Annotated in this window: 14 protein-coding genes; 4 read left to right on the plus strand and 10 right to left on the minus strand. The window is 64.7% G+C overall.

The features are described 5' to 3' along the window. Positions 1 to 48 precede the first annotated feature (48 nt). From rnhA to ispH, 3 genes are read right to left on the minus strand one after another with little or no spacing between them, the layout of a single operon-like run. Positions 49 to 513: a ribonuclease HI gene (gene rnhA / locus I6F24_RS14045; RefSeq protein ID WP_035997507.1), complete on the minus strand. Its 465-nt coding sequence runs from the start codon at positions 511 to 513 to the stop codon at positions 49 to 51. After that, a complete protein-coding gene (locus tag I6F24_RS14050) occupies positions 510 to 1,493 on the minus strand; it encodes a homoserine kinase (protein WP_225149328.1) in 984 nt (327 codons plus the stop codon). Before I6F24_RS14050 ends, rnhA begins: the two co-directional genes overlap by 4 nt. Before the next feature lie 6 nt (positions 1,494 to 1,499). Next, the gene (gene ispH / locus I6F24_RS14055) at positions 1,500 to 2,468 is read right to left on the minus strand and encodes a 4-hydroxy-3-methylbut-2-enyl diphosphate reductase (protein ID WP_036021214.1); all 969 of its coding nucleotides are present in this window, start codon (positions 2,466 to 2,468) and stop codon (positions 1,500 to 1,502) included. Positions 2,469 to 2,731: 263 nt separating this feature from the next. On the opposite strand from ispH, the gene I6F24_RS14060 reads away from it, so the two are divergent. Next, the gene (locus tag I6F24_RS14060; RefSeq protein WP_035997500.1) at positions 2,732 to 3,427 is read left to right on the plus strand and encodes a cell cycle transcriptional regulator TrcR; all 696 of its coding nucleotides are present in this window, start codon (positions 2,732 to 2,734) and stop codon (positions 3,425 to 3,427) included. 83 nt (positions 3,428 to 3,510) lie between these two features. Here the strand turns inward: I6F24_RS14060 and I6F24_RS14065 are convergent, their stop codons facing one another. The 5 genes from I6F24_RS14065 to I6F24_RS14085 all read right to left on the minus strand — a co-directional run bounded on the left by I6F24_RS14065 (position 3,511) and on the right by I6F24_RS14085 (position 9,582). Beyond that, positions 3,511 to 4,257, minus strand: coding sequence for an OmpW family outer membrane protein (locus I6F24_RS14065; protein ID WP_225126527.1), 747 nt, complete (start codon positions 4,255 to 4,257; stop codon positions 3,511 to 3,513). Positions 4,258 to 4,449: 192 nt separating this feature from the next. Continuing rightward, on the minus strand, positions 4,450 to 4,719 hold the full coding sequence (locus I6F24_RS14070; protein ID WP_225126530.1) for a hypothetical protein: 270 nt from the start codon (positions 4,717 to 4,719) through the stop codon (positions 4,450 to 4,452). Between the two features lie 158 nt (positions 4,720 to 4,877). Next, positions 4,878 to 6,788: a propionyl-CoA synthetase gene (locus I6F24_RS14075; RefSeq protein WP_225149329.1), complete on the minus strand. Its 1,911-nt coding sequence runs from the start codon at positions 6,786 to 6,788 to the stop codon at positions 4,878 to 4,880. Positions 6,789 to 7,125: 337 nt separating this feature from the next. After that, a complete protein-coding gene (locus I6F24_RS14080) occupies positions 7,126 to 8,517 on the minus strand; it encodes a tetratricopeptide repeat protein (RefSeq protein ID WP_225149330.1) in 1,392 nt (463 codons plus the stop codon). Between the two features lie 306 nt (positions 8,518 to 8,823). Then, positions 8,824 to 9,582 carry a tetratricopeptide repeat protein gene (locus I6F24_RS14085; protein ID WP_225149331.1) on the minus strand — a complete coding sequence of 253 codons (759 nt, stop codon included), beginning with the start codon at positions 9,580 to 9,582 and terminating at the stop codon, positions 8,824 to 8,826. Positions 9,583 to 9,668: 86 nt separating this feature from the next. On the opposite strand from I6F24_RS14085, the gene I6F24_RS14090 reads away from it, so the two are divergent. Both I6F24_RS14090 and I6F24_RS14095 read left to right on the plus strand, forming a co-directional pair. Continuing rightward, positions 9,669 to 11,246 (plus strand): sodium:proton antiporter, encoded by a 1,578-nt coding sequence (locus I6F24_RS14090; protein ID WP_225149332.1) that lies wholly within the window; start codon positions 9,669 to 9,671, stop codon positions 11,244 to 11,246. Between the two features lie 111 nt (positions 11,247 to 11,357). Continuing rightward, on the plus strand, positions 11,358 to 12,128 hold the full coding sequence (locus I6F24_RS14095; protein WP_225149333.1) for a hypothetical protein: 771 nt from the start codon (positions 11,358 to 11,360) through the stop codon (positions 12,126 to 12,128). A gap of 75 nt (positions 12,129 to 12,203) precedes the next feature. On the opposite strand, the gene I6F24_RS14100 is transcribed toward I6F24_RS14095, so the two are convergent. After that, a complete protein-coding gene (locus I6F24_RS14100) occupies positions 12,204 to 13,697 on the minus strand; it encodes an FAD-linked oxidase C-terminal domain-containing protein (protein WP_225149334.1) in 1,494 nt (497 codons plus the stop codon). Positions 13,698 to 13,926: 229 nt separating this feature from the next. Between I6F24_RS14100 and cycA the strand changes: the two genes are divergently transcribed. Then, a complete protein-coding gene (gene cycA / locus I6F24_RS14105) occupies positions 13,927 to 14,322 on the plus strand; it encodes a cytochrome c-550 CycA (RefSeq protein ID WP_035997470.1) in 396 nt (131 codons plus the stop codon). 119 nt (positions 14,323 to 14,441) lie between these two features. Here the strand turns inward: cycA and I6F24_RS14110 are convergent, their stop codons facing one another. Then, positions 14,442 to 15,398, minus strand: a complete 957-nt coding sequence (locus tag I6F24_RS14110) for an alpha/beta hydrolase (RefSeq protein WP_036021165.1) — start codon at positions 15,396 to 15,398, stop codon at positions 14,442 to 14,444. Between the last annotated feature and the right edge of the window lie 325 nt (positions 15,399 to 15,723).

Raw genomic sequence — 15,723 nt, forward strand, 5'->3', positions numbered from 1 at the left:
GGTCAAGCCGGGCGATGACAGTGGTGAATGAGGCGACGATGGCGCCCCCTACTCCCTCACCCGCTGCTGCAACCGCGCCATGACGATGCCGTCGCGCGCCAGCTGGTCGGCGCGCTCGTTCTCGGGGTGGCCGGCGTGGCCCTTGACCCAGTGCCAGCGGACCTCGTGCTGCTTCAGCGCTGCGTCGAGGCGCTGCCATAGCTCGACATTCTTCACCGGCTTCTTGTCGGCGGTGCGCCAGCCGTTGCGCTTCCAGCCGAAGATCCAGCCGGTGATGCCCTGCCGGACATACTGGCTGTCGGTGTAGAGGTCGACCGTGCACGGCCGCTTCAGCGCTTCGAGCGCCGAAATCGCCGCCATCAATTCCATCTGGTTGTTGGTGGTGTGCGGCTGGCCGCCGTTCAGCTCTTTCTCCTTGTCGCCGAACTTCAGGATCGCGCCCCAGCCGCCCGGCCCGGGATTTCCGGAGCAGGCGCCGTCGGTATAGATCGTGACATTGGGTAGCTCGCTCACGCCACCAGCCCCGACGGCATCAGCCCATAATCGCGCACGCTCGTCACGCTCTGATGGAAGCGCAGCTTGCGCACATACTCGAGCGGATCCTTCGGCTTGACCAGCGCGCCTGCGGGCACGTTGAGCCAGTCGACCAGCCGCGTCAGCAGGAAGCGGATCGCCGCGCCCCGCGCCAGCAGCGGCAGCGCGGCCTCTTCGGCTTCGCTCAGCTTGCGCACCCGGCCATAGGCGTTGAGGAAGGCACGCGCCTTGGTGACGTTGAAGGAATGATCCGGCTCGAAGCACCAGGCGTTGAGGCAGATCGCGACGTCATAGGCCAGCATGTCGTTGCAGGCGAAGGTGAAGTCGATGATCCCCGAGAGCTTGTCGCCGAGGAAAAAGACGTTGTCGTTGAAAAGGTCGGCGTGGATCACGCCTTCGGGCAGGTTGCTCGGCCAGACGCCGCTCGAGAGATAATCAAGTTCGGCGGCAAGAAAATCGCGCAGACCGGGCTGCACCTCGTCGGCGCGGCTTGAAGCTGCGTCGAACAGCGGCCGCCAGCCGGAAACCGAGAGCGCATTGGTGCGCTTGATCGCAAAATTCGCGCCTGCCAGATGCATCTTCGCCAGCCCCTCGCCGACCCCGGCGCAATGGATCGCGTTCGGCTTGCGCGGCCAGACGCCTTCGAGGAAGGTGATGATCGCTGCGGGCCGGCCTGCCAGCTCGCGCAGCGCCTCGCCGTCTCTTGCCTTCACAGGCAGCGGACAATTGACGCCGTGCTCGGCCAGATGCGTCATCAGCGCGAGAAAGAACGGCAGATCGTTCCTTGCCACGCGCTTTTCGTACAGCGTGAGGATGAACGAGCCTTTGCTTGTGTGCAGCAGGAAGTTGGAATTTTCGACGCCCTCGGCGATGCCCTTGTAGGAGAGCAATTCGCCGAGATCGTATTGCTTCAGGAAATCCGCAAGCTCGTCGGCGGCGACGTCGGTGTAGACCGCCATCAAGGTCTACTCGGCGGCAGCTTCGGGGCGCACCTGACGCGGCAACGGGAAGAACTCGTTCTCTTCCGCGGCCGAGACCGTCTCCACGTGCAGCGTGTAGCGCTCGGCGAAGGCGTCCATGATCTCCTCGACGATCACCTCAGGCGCGGACGCGCCAGCGGTGATGCCAAGGCTCTTGATGTTGCCGAACCTGGTCCAGTCGAGGTCCGCGGCGCGCTGCGCCAGCACCGCGATCTTGCAGCCCTCGCGCTCGGCAACCTCGCGCAGGCGCTGCGAGTTCGACGAGTTGGGAGCACCGACCACGATGAGCGCGTCCACCACCGGCGCCACCTTCTTCACCGCGAGCTGGCGGTTGGTGGTGGCGTAGCAGATGTCTTCCTTGTGCGGCCCGTTGATGTTGGGGAAGCGTTCCTTGAGCAACGCGACGATCTCCGCGGTGTCGTCGATCGACAGTGTGGTCTGCGTCACGAAGGCGAGGTTGTTGGGGTCCTTCGGCGTGATGGTCTTGGCATCCTCGGCGGTCTCGATCAGGGTCACTGCGCCGGGCGGCAGCTGGCCGAGCGTGCCGACTACCTCGGGATGGTGGGAATGGCCGATCAGGAAGATCTCGCGGCCGCGCTTGAAATGGATCGCGGCCTCGCGATGCACCTTGGTCACCAGCGGGCAAGTCGCATCCAGCGAGAACAGGTTGCGGGACTGGGCGTCGGCCGGAACCGATTTCGGTACGCCATGGGCCGAGAACACCACCGGGGCGGTGGTATTCTCGGGGATTTCGGCGAGCTCCTCGACGAAGATGGCGCCCTTCTTCTTCAACCCATCGACGACGTACTTGTTGTGCACAATCTCGTGGCGAACATAGACGGGGGCGCCGTACTTATCGAGCGCCCGTTCCACGGTGTCGATCGCCCGGACCACCCCGGCACAGAAGCCGCGGGGAGAACAAAGCACGATCTTGAGGTCTGGTTTGGCTGACATTGAGCGATCTCGGGACCGAATCACCCGATCGCGTTCTGCCGGGGCGGTCGATGGATGGGAATTTGGCTTAAAACTGTCGGCTTGAACCTTACAGCGGTTCAAAGGGAATTGGGCCCCCTTTCGGGCGGTGTCAAGGCACTATCTATAGCAGAACCATTGCATGGCTACCCCCTCCGGGCTTATATAGCGCGAATTCCCTGTCATCGCTGATGACCACCGGTTTCGCCTCCAGAGGGGTGGGCGAAGCACAAAGGAGATTTGCCATGAGCAACGCACCTCTGATGCCCAAGGCGACCGCCGTTTGGCTGCTCGACAACACCGCGCTGACCTTCGACCAGGTCGCCGATTTCACCAAGATGCATCCCCTCGAGGTGCGTGCCATCGCCGACGGCGACGCCGCCCAGGGCATCAAAGGCATGGATCCCCTCTCCAATGGCCAGCTGACCCGCGAGGAAATCGAGAAGGGCGAAAAGAACCCGGACTACCGGCTCCGCCTCCAGGAGAGCAAGGTGGTGCTGCCGCCCCAGCCCAAGCGCAAGGGCCCGCGTTACACCCCGGTCTCGCGCCGCCATGAGCGCCCGAGCGCCATCCTCTGGCTGCTGCGCAACCATGCGGAGCTCAAGGACGCCCAGATCATGCGCCTGGTCGGCACCACCAAGAGCACGATCGCGAGCGTGCGCGACCGTACCCACTGGAACACCTCGGCGCTGACCCCGATCGACCCGGTCACGCTCGGTCTGTGCTCGCAGATCGAGCTCGATTTCGAGGTGCAGCGCGCGGCGAAGGAGAAGCCGATCGACGCAGCCTATGGCGGCGCCACCCTGCTGCCGGCCTCCGAGACCACCCGCAAGGACGAGTACGAGCCCGCGGAGAAGTCCAGCGACGACCTCAACGTCGACGCCGTGTTCGCCAAGCTGAAGACGCTCGGCGGCAAGAAGCACGAGGATGAGGAGGAGTAATTCCTCCCGTTCATCCACCATCAACGCAAACGCGGCAGGAAAACCTGCCGCGTTTTGTTTGTACGCCCGAGCTGGGCTTCAGGTCAGAACTTGTAGGTCACACCCGCGCCGACAAGCCACGGATCGATATGCGCGGTGCCGGTGACCGGCAGGCCGGAGACGATGGCGCTGTAGTTCGGGCGCAGCCAGAGCTTCTTGACGTCGACATTGAGACCCCAGTGCCGGTCGATCATGTAGTCGAAGCCGAACTGGACGGCGCCGCCCCAGGCGTTGCTGACGTGCAGGTTGGTGGTGGTGGCGACGATCGCGGGCGGACCGGCGATCGCGGAAGGCGCATTGGCCGCGGAATTGTTGAAGAACACGGTGTAGTTCACGCCCGCGCCGACATACGGCTTGAACGCGCCGAACTGGTCGAAGTGATATTGCAGCGTCAGCGTCGGCGGCAGCAGCGTGGTCTTGCCGATCGGCAGATTCGCGAGCGAGCCGGTGCCGCTGATCGAATGCCTGGTCACGCCCAGGATCAATTCGGCAGCGATGTTCTTGGTGAAGAAATAGCTGATGTCGAGCTCGGGGACGACCTGGTCGCTGATCGACAGGCCTGAATTCGGCGACGACAGCGAAGGCACGCCCGCGACATTGACGGTGCTCCCGCCCGCATCCGGCAATACGCCGAGCACCCGCAGGCGGATCATCCACGGATTGAACGCCTCCACCGGCACCGGCGCCTTCTTGTAGACCGGCAGATCTGCCGCCTGCACTGATGCAAAAGTGCCCACGAGCATCGCGCCGAGCGTCGCGACCCGCGCCAAGTTTCTTATCGTTCCATCCATTTTCAATCCCCTTCAACCATGTCGACGCGTCGTTGCGCGACATCAGCGTCAGAGCAGAAAGAGAATGGTGAAGGATTTGATGCCGATCAAACCAGGACTATCGCGACGCGATTTGGCCCCGGCGTTGCAGATGTGTCACGGAAACCGCGAATGCAAAGCGGGTGGCGCGGCAGCATAGTGCCGCAGCTCACATCACGGGCGCACGGGGTTGTTCAGCATGTACTCGCCGAGATCGCGCTGGCGGCGGTCGGCGCGCGCGGTGGCCGCGTTGCGCTGGACGTCGCGGTCCTTGCGGCAGGCTACGTATTCCGGCGAGCCCTGCGCATAGCCGCGGCTCTGGCAGACGGCGTCGTCATCATCGCCGCCCGCCGCCACCGGATTCTGGTAGCGCGCCGAGCAGGCGGAGAGAGCGACGGCGAGAGCTAAGGCGGTCAGCAGGCGTGGCGCGGCGGCAAGTGGCATACGAGGTCCCCTATCGGCCGGCCCTGTTTAGCGCGGAATGCGGAGATTGTAAGTCCCTGGACGCCGTTCCACGCTCGCTGTCGTTCCCCGCACAGGCGGGCGATGACAGTGGAGAGCGGTGAAGCAACGCCCTTCCCGCCCCGGGATGACGCTTCGCCTCACATCCGTCCCTTCAGCGCCTCGCCGATCTCCTCGAGTGCCTTGGGATCCTCGATCGTCGCCGGCATGGTCCAGGATTCTCCGTCGGCGATCTTCTTGATGGTGCCGCGCAGAATCTTTCCGGAGCGCGTCTTGGGCAGGCGGCCGACGGTGATGGCGAGCTTGAACGCGGCGACCGGGCCGAGCTTGTCGCGCACCAGCGCGACGATCTCCTTCTCGATCTCGGCCGGCGGGCGCTTCACGCCCGCTTTCAGCACCAGGAAGCCGCAGGGCACCTCGCCCTTGATCGCGTCCTTGACGCCGAGCACGGCGCATTCGGCGACATCGGGATGCGAGGCCAGGATCTCCTCCATGCCGCCGGTGGAGAGGCGATGCCCGGCGACGTTGATGATGTCGTCGGTGCGGCCCATCACGAAGATATAGCCGTCCTCGTCCTTGTAGCCGGCGTCGGAGGTTTTGTAATAGCCGGGGAATTCGCTCAGGTAAGCCTCCTTGAAGCGCGCGTCCTGATTCCACAGCGTCGGCAGGCAGCCCGGCGGCATCGGCAGCCTGATGACGATCGAGCCCATGGTGTTGGGGCCGACCGGCTTTGCCGCTTCGTCGACGACATCGACCTGATAGCCCGGCATCGGCACCGTCGGCGAGCCGTGCTTCACCGGCAGCATGCCGAGGCCGACCGGATTGCCGGCGATGCACCAGCCGGTCTCGGTCTGCCACCAATGGTCGATCACCGGTACCTTCAGCTGCTGCTCCGCCCATTCCACGGTCGGCGGATCGGCTCGCTCGCCGGCGAGAAACAGGGTACGGAATTTCGAGAGGTCGTACTGCCGGATGAATTTCCCTTCCGGGTCGTCCTTGCGGATGGCGCGGAAGGCCGTCGGCGCGGTGAAGAAGGCCACCGCCTTGTGCTCGGAGATCACGCGCCAGAACGCGCCGGCGTCGGGCGTGCCGACCGGCTTGCCCTCGTACATGATAGTGGTCGCGCCATGCAGCAGCGGGCCGTAGACGATGTAGCTGTGGCCGACCACCCAGCCGATGTCGGAGCCGCACCACCAGACCTCGCCCGGCTTGACGCCATAGAGGTTGAACATCGACCATTTCACCGCGACGAGATGCCCGCCATTGTCGCGCACGACGCCCTTCGGCACGCCTGTTGTGCCCGAGGTATAGAGGATGTAGAGCGGGTCTGTCGCGGCGACAGGCACGCAAGCCGCGCGCTTGCCGTCGTTCAGCGCCTTGCGGCGCAGGCTGGCCCAGTCGTAATCGCGGCTCGGCGTCATCTCGCAGGTGAGCTGCGGACGCTGCAGCACGATGCAGGCCTTCGGCTTGCTGCTGGCAAGCTTGATCGCCTCGTCGAGCAGCGGCTTGTACTGCACGATGCGGCCGGGCTCGATGCCGCAGCTGGCGGACAGGATCAGCTTGGGCTGCGCATCGTCGATGCGGGTGGCAAGCTCCTTCGCGGCAAAGCCGCCGAACACCACCGAGTGCACCGCACCGAGCCGCGCGCAGGCGAGCATCGCGACCACCGCCTCCGGCACCATCGGCATATAGAGGATGACACGATCGCCTTTGGCGACACCGAAATCCTGCATGATTGCGGCGAGCGCCTGGACCTCGTTCAGCAGTTCGGCATAGGTGAACTTGGTGACCGAGCCCGTCAGCGGCGAATCATGGATCAGCGCGACCTGGTCGGCGCGCCCCCGTTCGACGTGGCGGTCGAGGGCGTTGTAGCAGGTGTTGACGACGCCGCCGGCGAACCAGCGGCCGTAGGTTCCTTGCGAGGGATCGAAGATCTTCGTCGCAGGCTCGATCCAGTCGATCTCTTTCGCCGCCTCGGCCCAGAAGCTCTCGGGATCAGCCAGCGAGCGCGCATGGACTTCATGATAGCTGCTTTTGCCCTGGATATTCATTCCCGCGCTCCCGTTCCCTTTATTCACCTGGCTTGAACCTCGTGGCAGGACAGGCGCCCCGCCATGACAAGGATCAATTGCCGGCCTTGTTTGGAGCCATTTTCCCGGGAACGGGCCGCGGTTCAAGCTGAAAAGGATGGGTTTTTTGGCGGAGGGGCGCGGCTGCGGCACGGGCGGTGCGCTCCCTCTCCCCGTTCTTACGGGGAGAGGGTTGGGGTGAGGGGCTGCATCCGCAATCATCGTGCAAATTGGACTCGCAGAGAGTCCCCTCACCCGGAATTTGCTGACGCAAATTCCGGCCTCTCCCCGCAGGCGGGGAGAGGCGAAGAAGAGCCTCTCAGCTCTCCATCGCGTTCAGCCGCTGCAAGCGGTCCTGCATGATCCTCTTCAGATCGTATCCGGGGCGGCGGAAGCTCGCATTGCGCGTCGTGAGGAACTCGCGCTGGGTCTTGCGCAGGTCGCTAGCGGAACGTCCTTTGGAAGCCCTCAGCACGCGTTCATAGGTCTCGGCGATCTGACGGTCGAGCACGCCGAGCTGCGGATCGGCGCAGATCACTTTCTCGACCTCACGCTTGGCGGTGGCGCACTTGAAGGACGGACCGCTATCGTCGGCCGAGCGCGCATGCATTGGGCCCGGCGACGCCGCGCCGAACCTGGCGATCTCGGCAATCATGCTGCGGCGGCCGTTCGCTGCATTCTCGTTGCCGGGATCCAGCTTCAGCGCCGTCTCATAATCGGCAAGCGCCTTCTTGCGCTCGCCCATCTTCTTGTAGAGCACCGCGCGGTTGTTGTAGGTCTTGGCGAAATTCGGATCGAGCTTCAGCGCAGCCTCGTAGTCGCTCAGCGCCGCCCCGAGCTCGCCTTTGAACTGGTAGGAGTCGCCGCGGTTTGTCAGGAAGTTGGCGCGCTGCTCCCGCCGGATCGCCTGGTCGTAATCGGCAATCGCCTTGTCGTACTCGCCCATCGCAGCATAGGTCAGGCCGCGGTTGTCGTAATATTCCGGCACCTTCGGGTCGAGCCTGATCGCCTCGCCGTCGTCGGCGACCGCCTTGTCGAACTGGCCGAGCTTCTTGTAGGCCGCGCCGCGATTGGTGTAGGTGCGCGCGCGGTCGGGATCGAGCCGCAGCGCCTCGTCGAAATTTCTGATCGCCTTCTCGTTGTCGCCACCGAGATAATAGGCCACACCACGGTCGGACCAGGCTTGCGCATCGTCCGGCTTCAGCTTGATCGCCTGGTCGTAATCGGCGAGTGCGCGGTCGAGGCGGCGCTGATTGGTGTAGACGACGCCGCGCAGCTCGTAAGCTTCGGCATCCTGCGGGTCGAGCTCGATCGCCTTGGTCAGATCCGCCGCGGCGCGATTGAGATCGCCGCCGGCCTCGCGCAGGAGATCGCCTCGCACGCGCCAAGCCTTCGCGTTCTTGCCGTCGAGCGCGATGGCGCGGTCGAGATCCCGCAGCGCCTGTGACTGGCCTCCAAGGGTCTGCGCATTGGCTTCGGCGCGGACGACGAGGGCCGCGCTGCGTTCGGCGGCCGAATTGGCGGTCTGGTCGATGATGGCGCTGCACGCGGAGATCAACTCGACCGGGGCGGCCTTGCTTCCCAGCACGCACTCGGTGCTCGCCGCGGCGGGAGCCGCGAGAACGAAACTCATGGCCGCGCCGAGAAAGAGGGCGCGAAGCGAGATTTTGGCAGGCGAAAGCGCTTGCGCGGAGGCGTGAGTGCCGCACATGACATAGGGCTCCGTGACGTCGGGTTCTCACCGTTGTCGCAGCTGGCAAGCGATGGGTTCAAACCGGGCCTGGGAGGGACGGAGCGCTGCCGGCTCTCCCTCGCCCTGCTTGGGCAGGACTATCGCATATGAGATGTGGCTATGGGCACCGGCTGTCTCCACAGCGTCATGGCCGGGCTCGTCCCGGCCATCCACGTCTTTTCACACGGCACAAAGAACGTGGATGCCCGGTACAAGCCCGGGCATGACGACCCCTGCAATATTCAAATGCGATTGCCCTGCCGCTTGCGGGGAAAGGCGAAAATCTCAATATCCATCCACACCGTTCAGCCGCTGCAAGCGCTGCTGCATCGCCTTCTTCAGGTCGTATCCCGGCCGGCCGAAATCGGCATTGCGGCGCGCGATGAACTCGACCTGCTCGCGCTGGAGCGCTTTGGCCTCGGCCGCATTGCGCGCCTCCCGGATCGCACGGGCATTGGAGGCAAAGACCTCGCGATCGAGATCGGCGAGCTCGCGATTGCCGCAGATCGCCCGTTCCACCGCCCGACGCGTTCGCCCGCAATTGAAGCTGGGCTTGCCGGCGACCGCCATCTGCGCGCCGATCCGCTCGATCTCGCGCGCCATCGCCTTGTGATTGGCTTTGGCCTTCTCGTGGTTCGGATCGATCCTGAGCGCTGCGCCGAAATCCTGCACCGCCTTCGGCTTGTCACCCTTCTTCAGCCAGAGTTCGCCGCGCGCATTGAAGACGTCGGCAAGGCCGGGATCGAGCAGAAGAGCACGGCTGTCGTCGGCGATGGCATGGTCCACCTGATTGTGCCGCGCATAGAGCGCACCGCGCGCGATCAGAGCCTTGATCAGATCGGCCTTCGTCGTCTTCTCGTTGTCGATCACTTCGGCGCAGGCCGTGGCGGCCTTGTCCATGTCATCGGCTGCGGCCGCGGCGAGGCAGGGCGCGACATCGACCTGCGTCACAGCCACCGGCCCGCCGCCGGTCGCGGCATCGGCCGGGGCGAACGATAGCGCATAGAGCAGTCCGGCGCCGATCAGCTGAATGAGAAAACGCATGCGTTGCAGTCGAAGCCTTGTCGTCGATGTTAAGCTCTTGCCTTGAAGCCGCACTATCCATCATACGGCCGGATTGGTGCTAGCTTGTGGCGCCGCTGAAATCGGCTTCGGGGATCATCGTGTCGACATTCGAATGGATCATTGTGTTGCTGCTCGGCGCGGTTGGCTTATCGGCGCTGGCGCGGCGGATCAAGGTGCCCTACCCGACCTTTCTCGCCATCGGCGGCGCGCTGATCGCCTTCGTGCCGTCGAGCCCGTCCTGGACGCTGGAGCCCGACCTCGCCCTTGCCCTTTTTGTCGCGCCGGTCCTGCTCGATGCCGCCTTCGACACGTCGCTGCGCGACCTTCGCAAGAACTGGGTTCCGGTCTCGACCCTGGTGGTGGCCGCGGTCGGCCTCACCACGGCCGCCGTGGCCTATGTCGCGCACCGGCTGATGCCCGACATGCCCTGGGCCGCCGCGGTCGCGCTCGGCGCCATCGTGGCGCCGCCGGATGCGGCCGCTGCGGTTGCGATCCTGAGCCAGGTCAAGCTGCCCCACCGCATGGTCAAGGTGCTGGAGGGCGAAAGCCTGCTCAACGATGCCAGCGCGCTGCTGATCTATCGCATCGCCGTCGGCGCGGTCGCCACCGAGCATCTGACCTGGAGCCAGGTCGCCCCGACCATGGCGCTGGCGCTGGTCGGCAGCGTCATCGCGGGTCTGGCCGCAGGCCGCATCATTCCGCTGTTCATGGAGCGGGTGACGGAGGCGCCGAGCGCCATCATCGTGCAGTTCGCCACCACCTTCATGGTCTGGATCGCCGCCGAGCATCTCGGTCTCTCCGGCATCCTCACCATCGTGGTCTACGCCATCACGGTCGCACGCACCGCACCGGCGCGCATCCCGGCGCGGCTGCGGGTGCCGTCCTATGCGGTGTGGGAGACGACCGTGTTCATGCTCAACGTGCTCGCCTTCATGCTGATCGGCATGCAGATGCGGCCGATCTGGACGCGGCTGGATGCGGACGTGCGCTGGGAATATTGCGTGGCCGCCGCCTGGATCCTGCTTACGGTGATCCTGGTACGCCTGTTCTGGGTGACGTTCTATCGCACGAGCCTGCGGGTGCTGATCGCGCAGGGGCTCTATCATCCCAAGGATCCGCAGCAGGTGGCCTCGCCCAAGGGCGGGCTCATCATCTCCTGGTGCGGCATGCGCGGCCTCGTCACGCTCGCCACCGCCTTTGCCCTGCCGGAAAACTTTCCCTATCGTGACTTCATCGTCTTCATCGCGTTTGCGGTGGTGCTGGGATCGCTGGTGATCCAGGGCCTGACGCTGCGGCCGCTGATCCTCGCTTTCAACCTCAAGGACGACGATCCCGTCGGCATCGAGGTCGCCCGCGGCCGCGCCGTGGCCTATCGCGCCGCGCTCGATGCGATCGAGAGCGATCCGTCGGAGGAGGCGGAAATCCTGCGGCTCGAATATCGCGCCATCCTGATGCAGGCCGAGACCGATCCCAACGGCGGCATCAGCAAGGGCGAACTGCCCGCCGATCCCCTGCGCCGCGGCGCTATCGAGGCCGCGCGCAAGGCGATCTTCGACCTGCGCGCCACCGAGGTGATCGGCGACGATGCGTTTCATCGGCTCGAGGAGGAGCTCGATCGCGCAGAATTGAGCGCGGGCGGATGATGTCTCTCCGCTGTCGTCCCGACAAGAGTTTGGGCGCTCTGCAATGTGCGCCGAGTCACACACAGCGTCCCGCAGCTTGAACCAAACCCCGCCTCTCCAGACTCACCCCTGATGACGACCCTGATTGACGACCGTCGTGTACGCGCGCGTGATGCGTCGCCTGCACGATATTTTTATCTCCACATGGCGCTCGCCTGCGCCGCCACTGCCTTTCTCGGCTTCGCACCGACCTATTGGGTGCCGCTCGCTCACCGGACATTGTCCGCAAGCCCGGTGATCCATTTTCACGGACTCTTGTTCTTCACCTGGTCGCTTTATTTCGTGCTCCAGACCTGGCTCGCGGCCTCCGGCCGCGTGGTCAATCACCGCTCGTTCGGCATCGTCGGCGTCTCGCTTGCGACCGCGATGGTCATTTCTGGCTTCTTCGCGTCCGTGACCTCGATGAAGAACGCCGCGGCGCTCGGACAGGCCGATGCAGGCATCGCCTTCTCGATCGTGCCGCTGAGCGGCATCACATTCTTTGCCGTGGTGTTCGCGCTCGCCATCATGAACACGCGCAGGCTCGAGGTTCACAAGCGCCTGATGCTGCTCGCGGCGGTCTCGATCCTCGACGCCGCGATCGCGCGCTGGTTCCTGACCTTCCTCGCACCATCAGGACCGTCCGGCCCGCCGCCGGTGCCCGTGACGATCGCGCCTGCTGTGGTCGCCTCCATTCTGCTTGTCGTCGCCATGGTGCGCGACTGGCGCGCCGAGGGCCGCATGCATCCGGTATACATCACGGGCACGCTCGCGCTTCTGGCGGTGAAGGTGCTCAACTGGCCGGTCAGCGAAACGGCGGCGTGGCACGCATTTGCCGGCGGCATCCTGGCGCTGGCGCAGTAGGCGACCAACACGCCGCTGTCGTCCCGAGCATCAAATCCGTCATGCTGGGAGAGGTTGCACCCGTCACGGTGGAGCCTAGAACCGCGGCAAATCCGGGAACGCCAGCTTGCCCGCGTGGACGTGCATGCGGCCGAGCTCGGCGCAGCGGTGCAGGGTCGGAAATACTTTTCCGGGATTGAGCAGGCCCTGCGCATCGAAGGCGCATTTCAGGCGCTGCTGCTGGTTGAGGTCGATCTCGCTGAACATGTCGGGCATGAGGTCGCGCTTCTCGATGCCGACGCCGTGCTCGCCGGTGAGCACGCCGCCGAACTCGACGCAGGCGCGCAGGATATCGGCGCCGAAGGCTTCGGCGCGCTCGATCTCGCCGGGCTTGTTGGCATCGTAGAGGATCAGGGGGTGCAGATTGCCGTCGCCGGCATGGAACACGTTGGCGCAGCCGAGCTGGTACTTTTCCGAGAGCTCGCGGATGCGCGCCAGCGCCTTCGGCAGCGCGCCGCGCGGGATGGTGCCGTCCATGCAGAGATAATCGGGTGAGATGCGGCCCACGGCGGGGAACGCGGCCTTGCGGCCGGCCCAGAACAGGTTGCGCTCGGCCTCCGAAGTCGAGATCTGGCAGGTGGTCGAGCCGCAGGCGTTCGCAATGGCCTCGACGCGCGTGATCAGCTCGTCGACCTCGATCTTGGGCCCGTCGAGCTCGATGATGAGCAGCGCTTCGACATCGAGCGGGTAGCCGGCATGGACGAAGGCCTCCGCGGCGTGGATCGCGGGCTTGTCCATCATCTCCATGCCGCCGGGGATGATGCCGGCGCCGATGATGCGGGCCACGCATTCGCCGGCCGCCTCGACTTGCGCAAAGCCGACCATCAGCGCGCGCGCCGTTTCCGGCTTCTGCAGGATGCGCACCGTGATCTCCGTGATGACGCCGAGCAGGCCTTCCGAACCGGTGATGACGCCCATCAGGTCATAGCCGGGATTCTCGCAGCCCTTGCCGCCGATGCGCAGGATCTCGCCGCTCATCAGCACGATCTCGCAGCCGAGCACGTTGTTGGTGGTCATGCCGTATTTCAAGCAGTGCACGCCGCCGGAATTTTCCGCCACGTTGCCGCCGATCGAGCAGGCGATCTGCGAGGACGGATCGGGCGCGTAATAGAAGCCGGCATGGGCGACCGCCTGGCTGATTGCGAGGTTGGTGACGCCGGGCTCGGTGACGACGACGCGGTTGTCGAAATCGATCTCGCGGATGCGCTTGAACTTGCCGAGGCCGAGCAGCACGCCGTCCTCGAGGGGCAGCGCGCCACCGGACAGCGAGGTGCCGGAGCCGCGCGGAACCACCTTGATGCCTTGCGCGGCACAATATTTCAGGACGAGCGAGACCTGCTCGGTCGTATCGGGCAGCACCACGACCATCGGCGGCTGCCGATAGGCGGTCAGCCCGTCGGATTCATAGGCTCGCATCTCGGCGAGGCTGTCGATCACGCCCTCGCCCGGCACGATTGCGCGCAAGGCGGCGACGATTTCGCTGCGACGCGCCAGCACGGCCTGGTCGCTTGCGGGCATCATGATGACCATTTTAAGAAGCCTTCGTCCGACGGATGGAATTATCTCGGCAAATCAATCATGTCTTGCGGACTTTGGGTAGGTCCTCCGAAGGTCGCATTGCTTTGTTGCAGCGCAAGTTCTCTCTGGGGCAAGTCTGCTAGCAGGAAACCTGTCAGAGTTTCGCGGCTTGTCCACTTGCACCGGACCTGCCAAAACCACGACCCTCCATCTGACCCGGGAAGAGACGAAGAGCACACTTATGACAAAACTGACTTTCGGCGCGGTGACAATCCTCACCGTCATTGCCACCGCACCCGCCGCGATGGCGCAGGATGTCGCGGCCGGCAAGACATCGTTCAACAAGTGCCTGGCCTGCCACGCGATCGGCGAAGGCGCCAAGAACAAGGTTGGCCCGGAGCTCAACGGCCTCAACGGCCGCAAGTCGGGCGCGGTTGAGGGCTATAGCTACACGGACGCCAACAAGAATTCCGGCATCACCTGGGACGAGGCCACGTTCAAGGAATACATCAAGGATCCCAAGGCCAAGATCCCCGGCACCAAGATGGCGTTCGCCGGCATCAAGAACGAGACCGAGATCAACAATCTCTGGGCCTTCCTTGCCCAATACGACAAGGACGGGAAGATCAAGCAGTAAGCGCGCACGAGGCGGACGCTAGAGCTTCGGTTCTGATCGGACCAGAATCGAAGCTCTGGCTTTCTTGTTCTGACGCGTTTCTTCGCGCGAACCGGTTTCCACTTCGCTCGAAAAATGCTTTAGTCGGCGACCGCCTGCGCCGGGGCGATGTTTCCGATCATCGTCTCGATCTCCGCCTTCACGAGATCCGGCACGGCGTTCTGCACCATGTGGCCGAGATCGGGCAGCACGATCAGCTTTGCATTCGACACCGCCGCGGCGAACGGACGCGCGTGGATATTGGTTCTCACCGTCTTGTCGGGCTCGCCGGCGATGATCGTAACAGGCGCCGTGATCGCGCCATAGCGCGCGACTTGCGCGGCGACCGACTCCTTCAGCGTCACCAGATCATAGGCATTGGCGATGAACTCGCGCGGGCGCAGCAGGAGCGGTGTCGCGGAGTCCTGCACGAAACCATCCGGCATGATCTGCGGCAGGAACACGTTGCGGGCCCCGGCTTCGGTGATGAAATAGCCGAGCGGCAGCGTGATGGTGTAGGCGAGCAGCGGGCCGATCACGGGCGTTGCGATGATCTCGTTGTAGCGCCCGACACCGCCGCGCCAGGGATGCGTGACGGGCGCGAGCATCACGAGACCTGCCACGCGGCGCGGGTGATCGAGCGCGATCCGCGCGCCGAGGGCGCCGCTCCAGGAATGCACCACGAAGACCGCGCGATCGATCCCGAGCTTGCCGAGCGCCTCGTCGATCATGCGCGCCTGAATTTGCGGCGTCGAATCCTGCCGGCTTGCGCGCGTGCTCCAGCCATGGCCGGGGCGGTCGATCAGAATCACGCGATGATCCCGGGCGAGGAGATCGCCGAGCGGCCGCCGCATCGCTTCGAGGTTGGAGCTCGCGCCGTGCAGCATCACGATCGGCGGGGCGGCCTCGCGCGGGCCGATCTCGACGACGTGAAGCGCGGCGCCCTCGACCTCGACCATGCGCCCCTGCGGCGGAAAGGCCCGCTGCACGGCGACGATTCCGGCCTGCGTGAGCAGCGCCAGCAGGACCAGCGCCGTCACGACTGACATCACGATCATGGAGAGAATCCGGGTGATCCTGGGCACGGGGCAGTTACGGGTCTGCTCGGCCGGCAGTTTCGCCACCGGCGGTGCGCGCTTCCACTGAAAATGCAGGGGCTGTGGATATGTGCATAATTGCCGATCGAGAAAACTCAATGAAATCAGGGCTATTCAAAGCCGCACGCAAGCTTCGGACCAGCTTCATGCGGGCGTCATCGCAGCTTCCATATAATCGCCATGGTCGGTTCCGCCATCTAGGCGCGGGTGGGCGCCGATCCTCCCCGCAACATCAGGGGGATGCGGGAAAGACCGGCAGGATTGTCCTGGTTTGAACCGGAGAATT

Source organism: Bradyrhizobium sp. BRP23 (assembly GCF_020194135.1).
GTDB classification, from domain to species: domain Bacteria; phylum Pseudomonadota; class Alphaproteobacteria; order Rhizobiales; family Xanthobacteraceae; genus Bradyrhizobium; species Bradyrhizobium yuanmingense.

Coding starts and splice junctions, on each gene's coding strand:
- I6F24_RS14060 (WP_035997500.1), top strand. CDS start 2,732: ATGAGCAACGCACCTCTGATGCCCAAGGCGACCGCCGTTTGGCTGCTC.
- I6F24_RS14080 (WP_225149330.1), bottom strand. CDS start 8,517: ATGTGCGGCACTCACGCCTCCGCGCAAGCGCTTTCGCCTGCCAAAATC.
- I6F24_RS14100 (WP_225149334.1), bottom strand. CDS start 13,697: ATGGTCATCATGATGCCCGCAAGCGACCAGGCCGTGCTGGCGCGTCGC.
- I6F24_RS14085 (WP_225149331.1), bottom strand. CDS start 9,582: ATGCGTTTTCTCATTCAGCTGATCGGCGCCGGACTGCTCTATGCGCTA.
- ispH (WP_036021214.1), bottom strand. CDS start 2,468: ATGTCAGCCAAACCAGACCTCAAGATCGTGCTTTGTTCTCCCCGCGGC.
- I6F24_RS14065 (WP_225126527.1), bottom strand. CDS start 4,257: ATGGATGGAACGATAAGAAACTTGGCGCGGGTCGCGACGCTCGGCGCG.
- I6F24_RS14070 (WP_225126530.1), bottom strand. CDS start 4,719: ATGCCACTTGCCGCCGCGCCACGCCTGCTGACCGCCTTAGCTCTCGCC.
- cycA (WP_035997470.1), top strand. CDS start 13,927: ATGACAAAACTGACTTTCGGCGCGGTGACAATCCTCACCGTCATTGCC.
- I6F24_RS14095 (WP_225149333.1), top strand. CDS start 11,358: ATGACGACCCTGATTGACGACCGTCGTGTACGCGCGCGTGATGCGTCG.
- I6F24_RS14075 (WP_225149329.1), bottom strand. CDS start 6,788: ATGAATATCCAGGGCAAAAGCAGCTATCATGAAGTCCATGCGCGCTCG.
- I6F24_RS14110 (WP_036021165.1), bottom strand. CDS start 15,398: ATGATCGTGATGTCAGTCGTGACGGCGCTGGTCCTGCTGGCGCTGCTC.
- I6F24_RS14050 (WP_225149328.1), bottom strand. CDS start 1,493: ATGGCGGTCTACACCGACGTCGCCGCCGACGAGCTTGCGGATTTCCTG.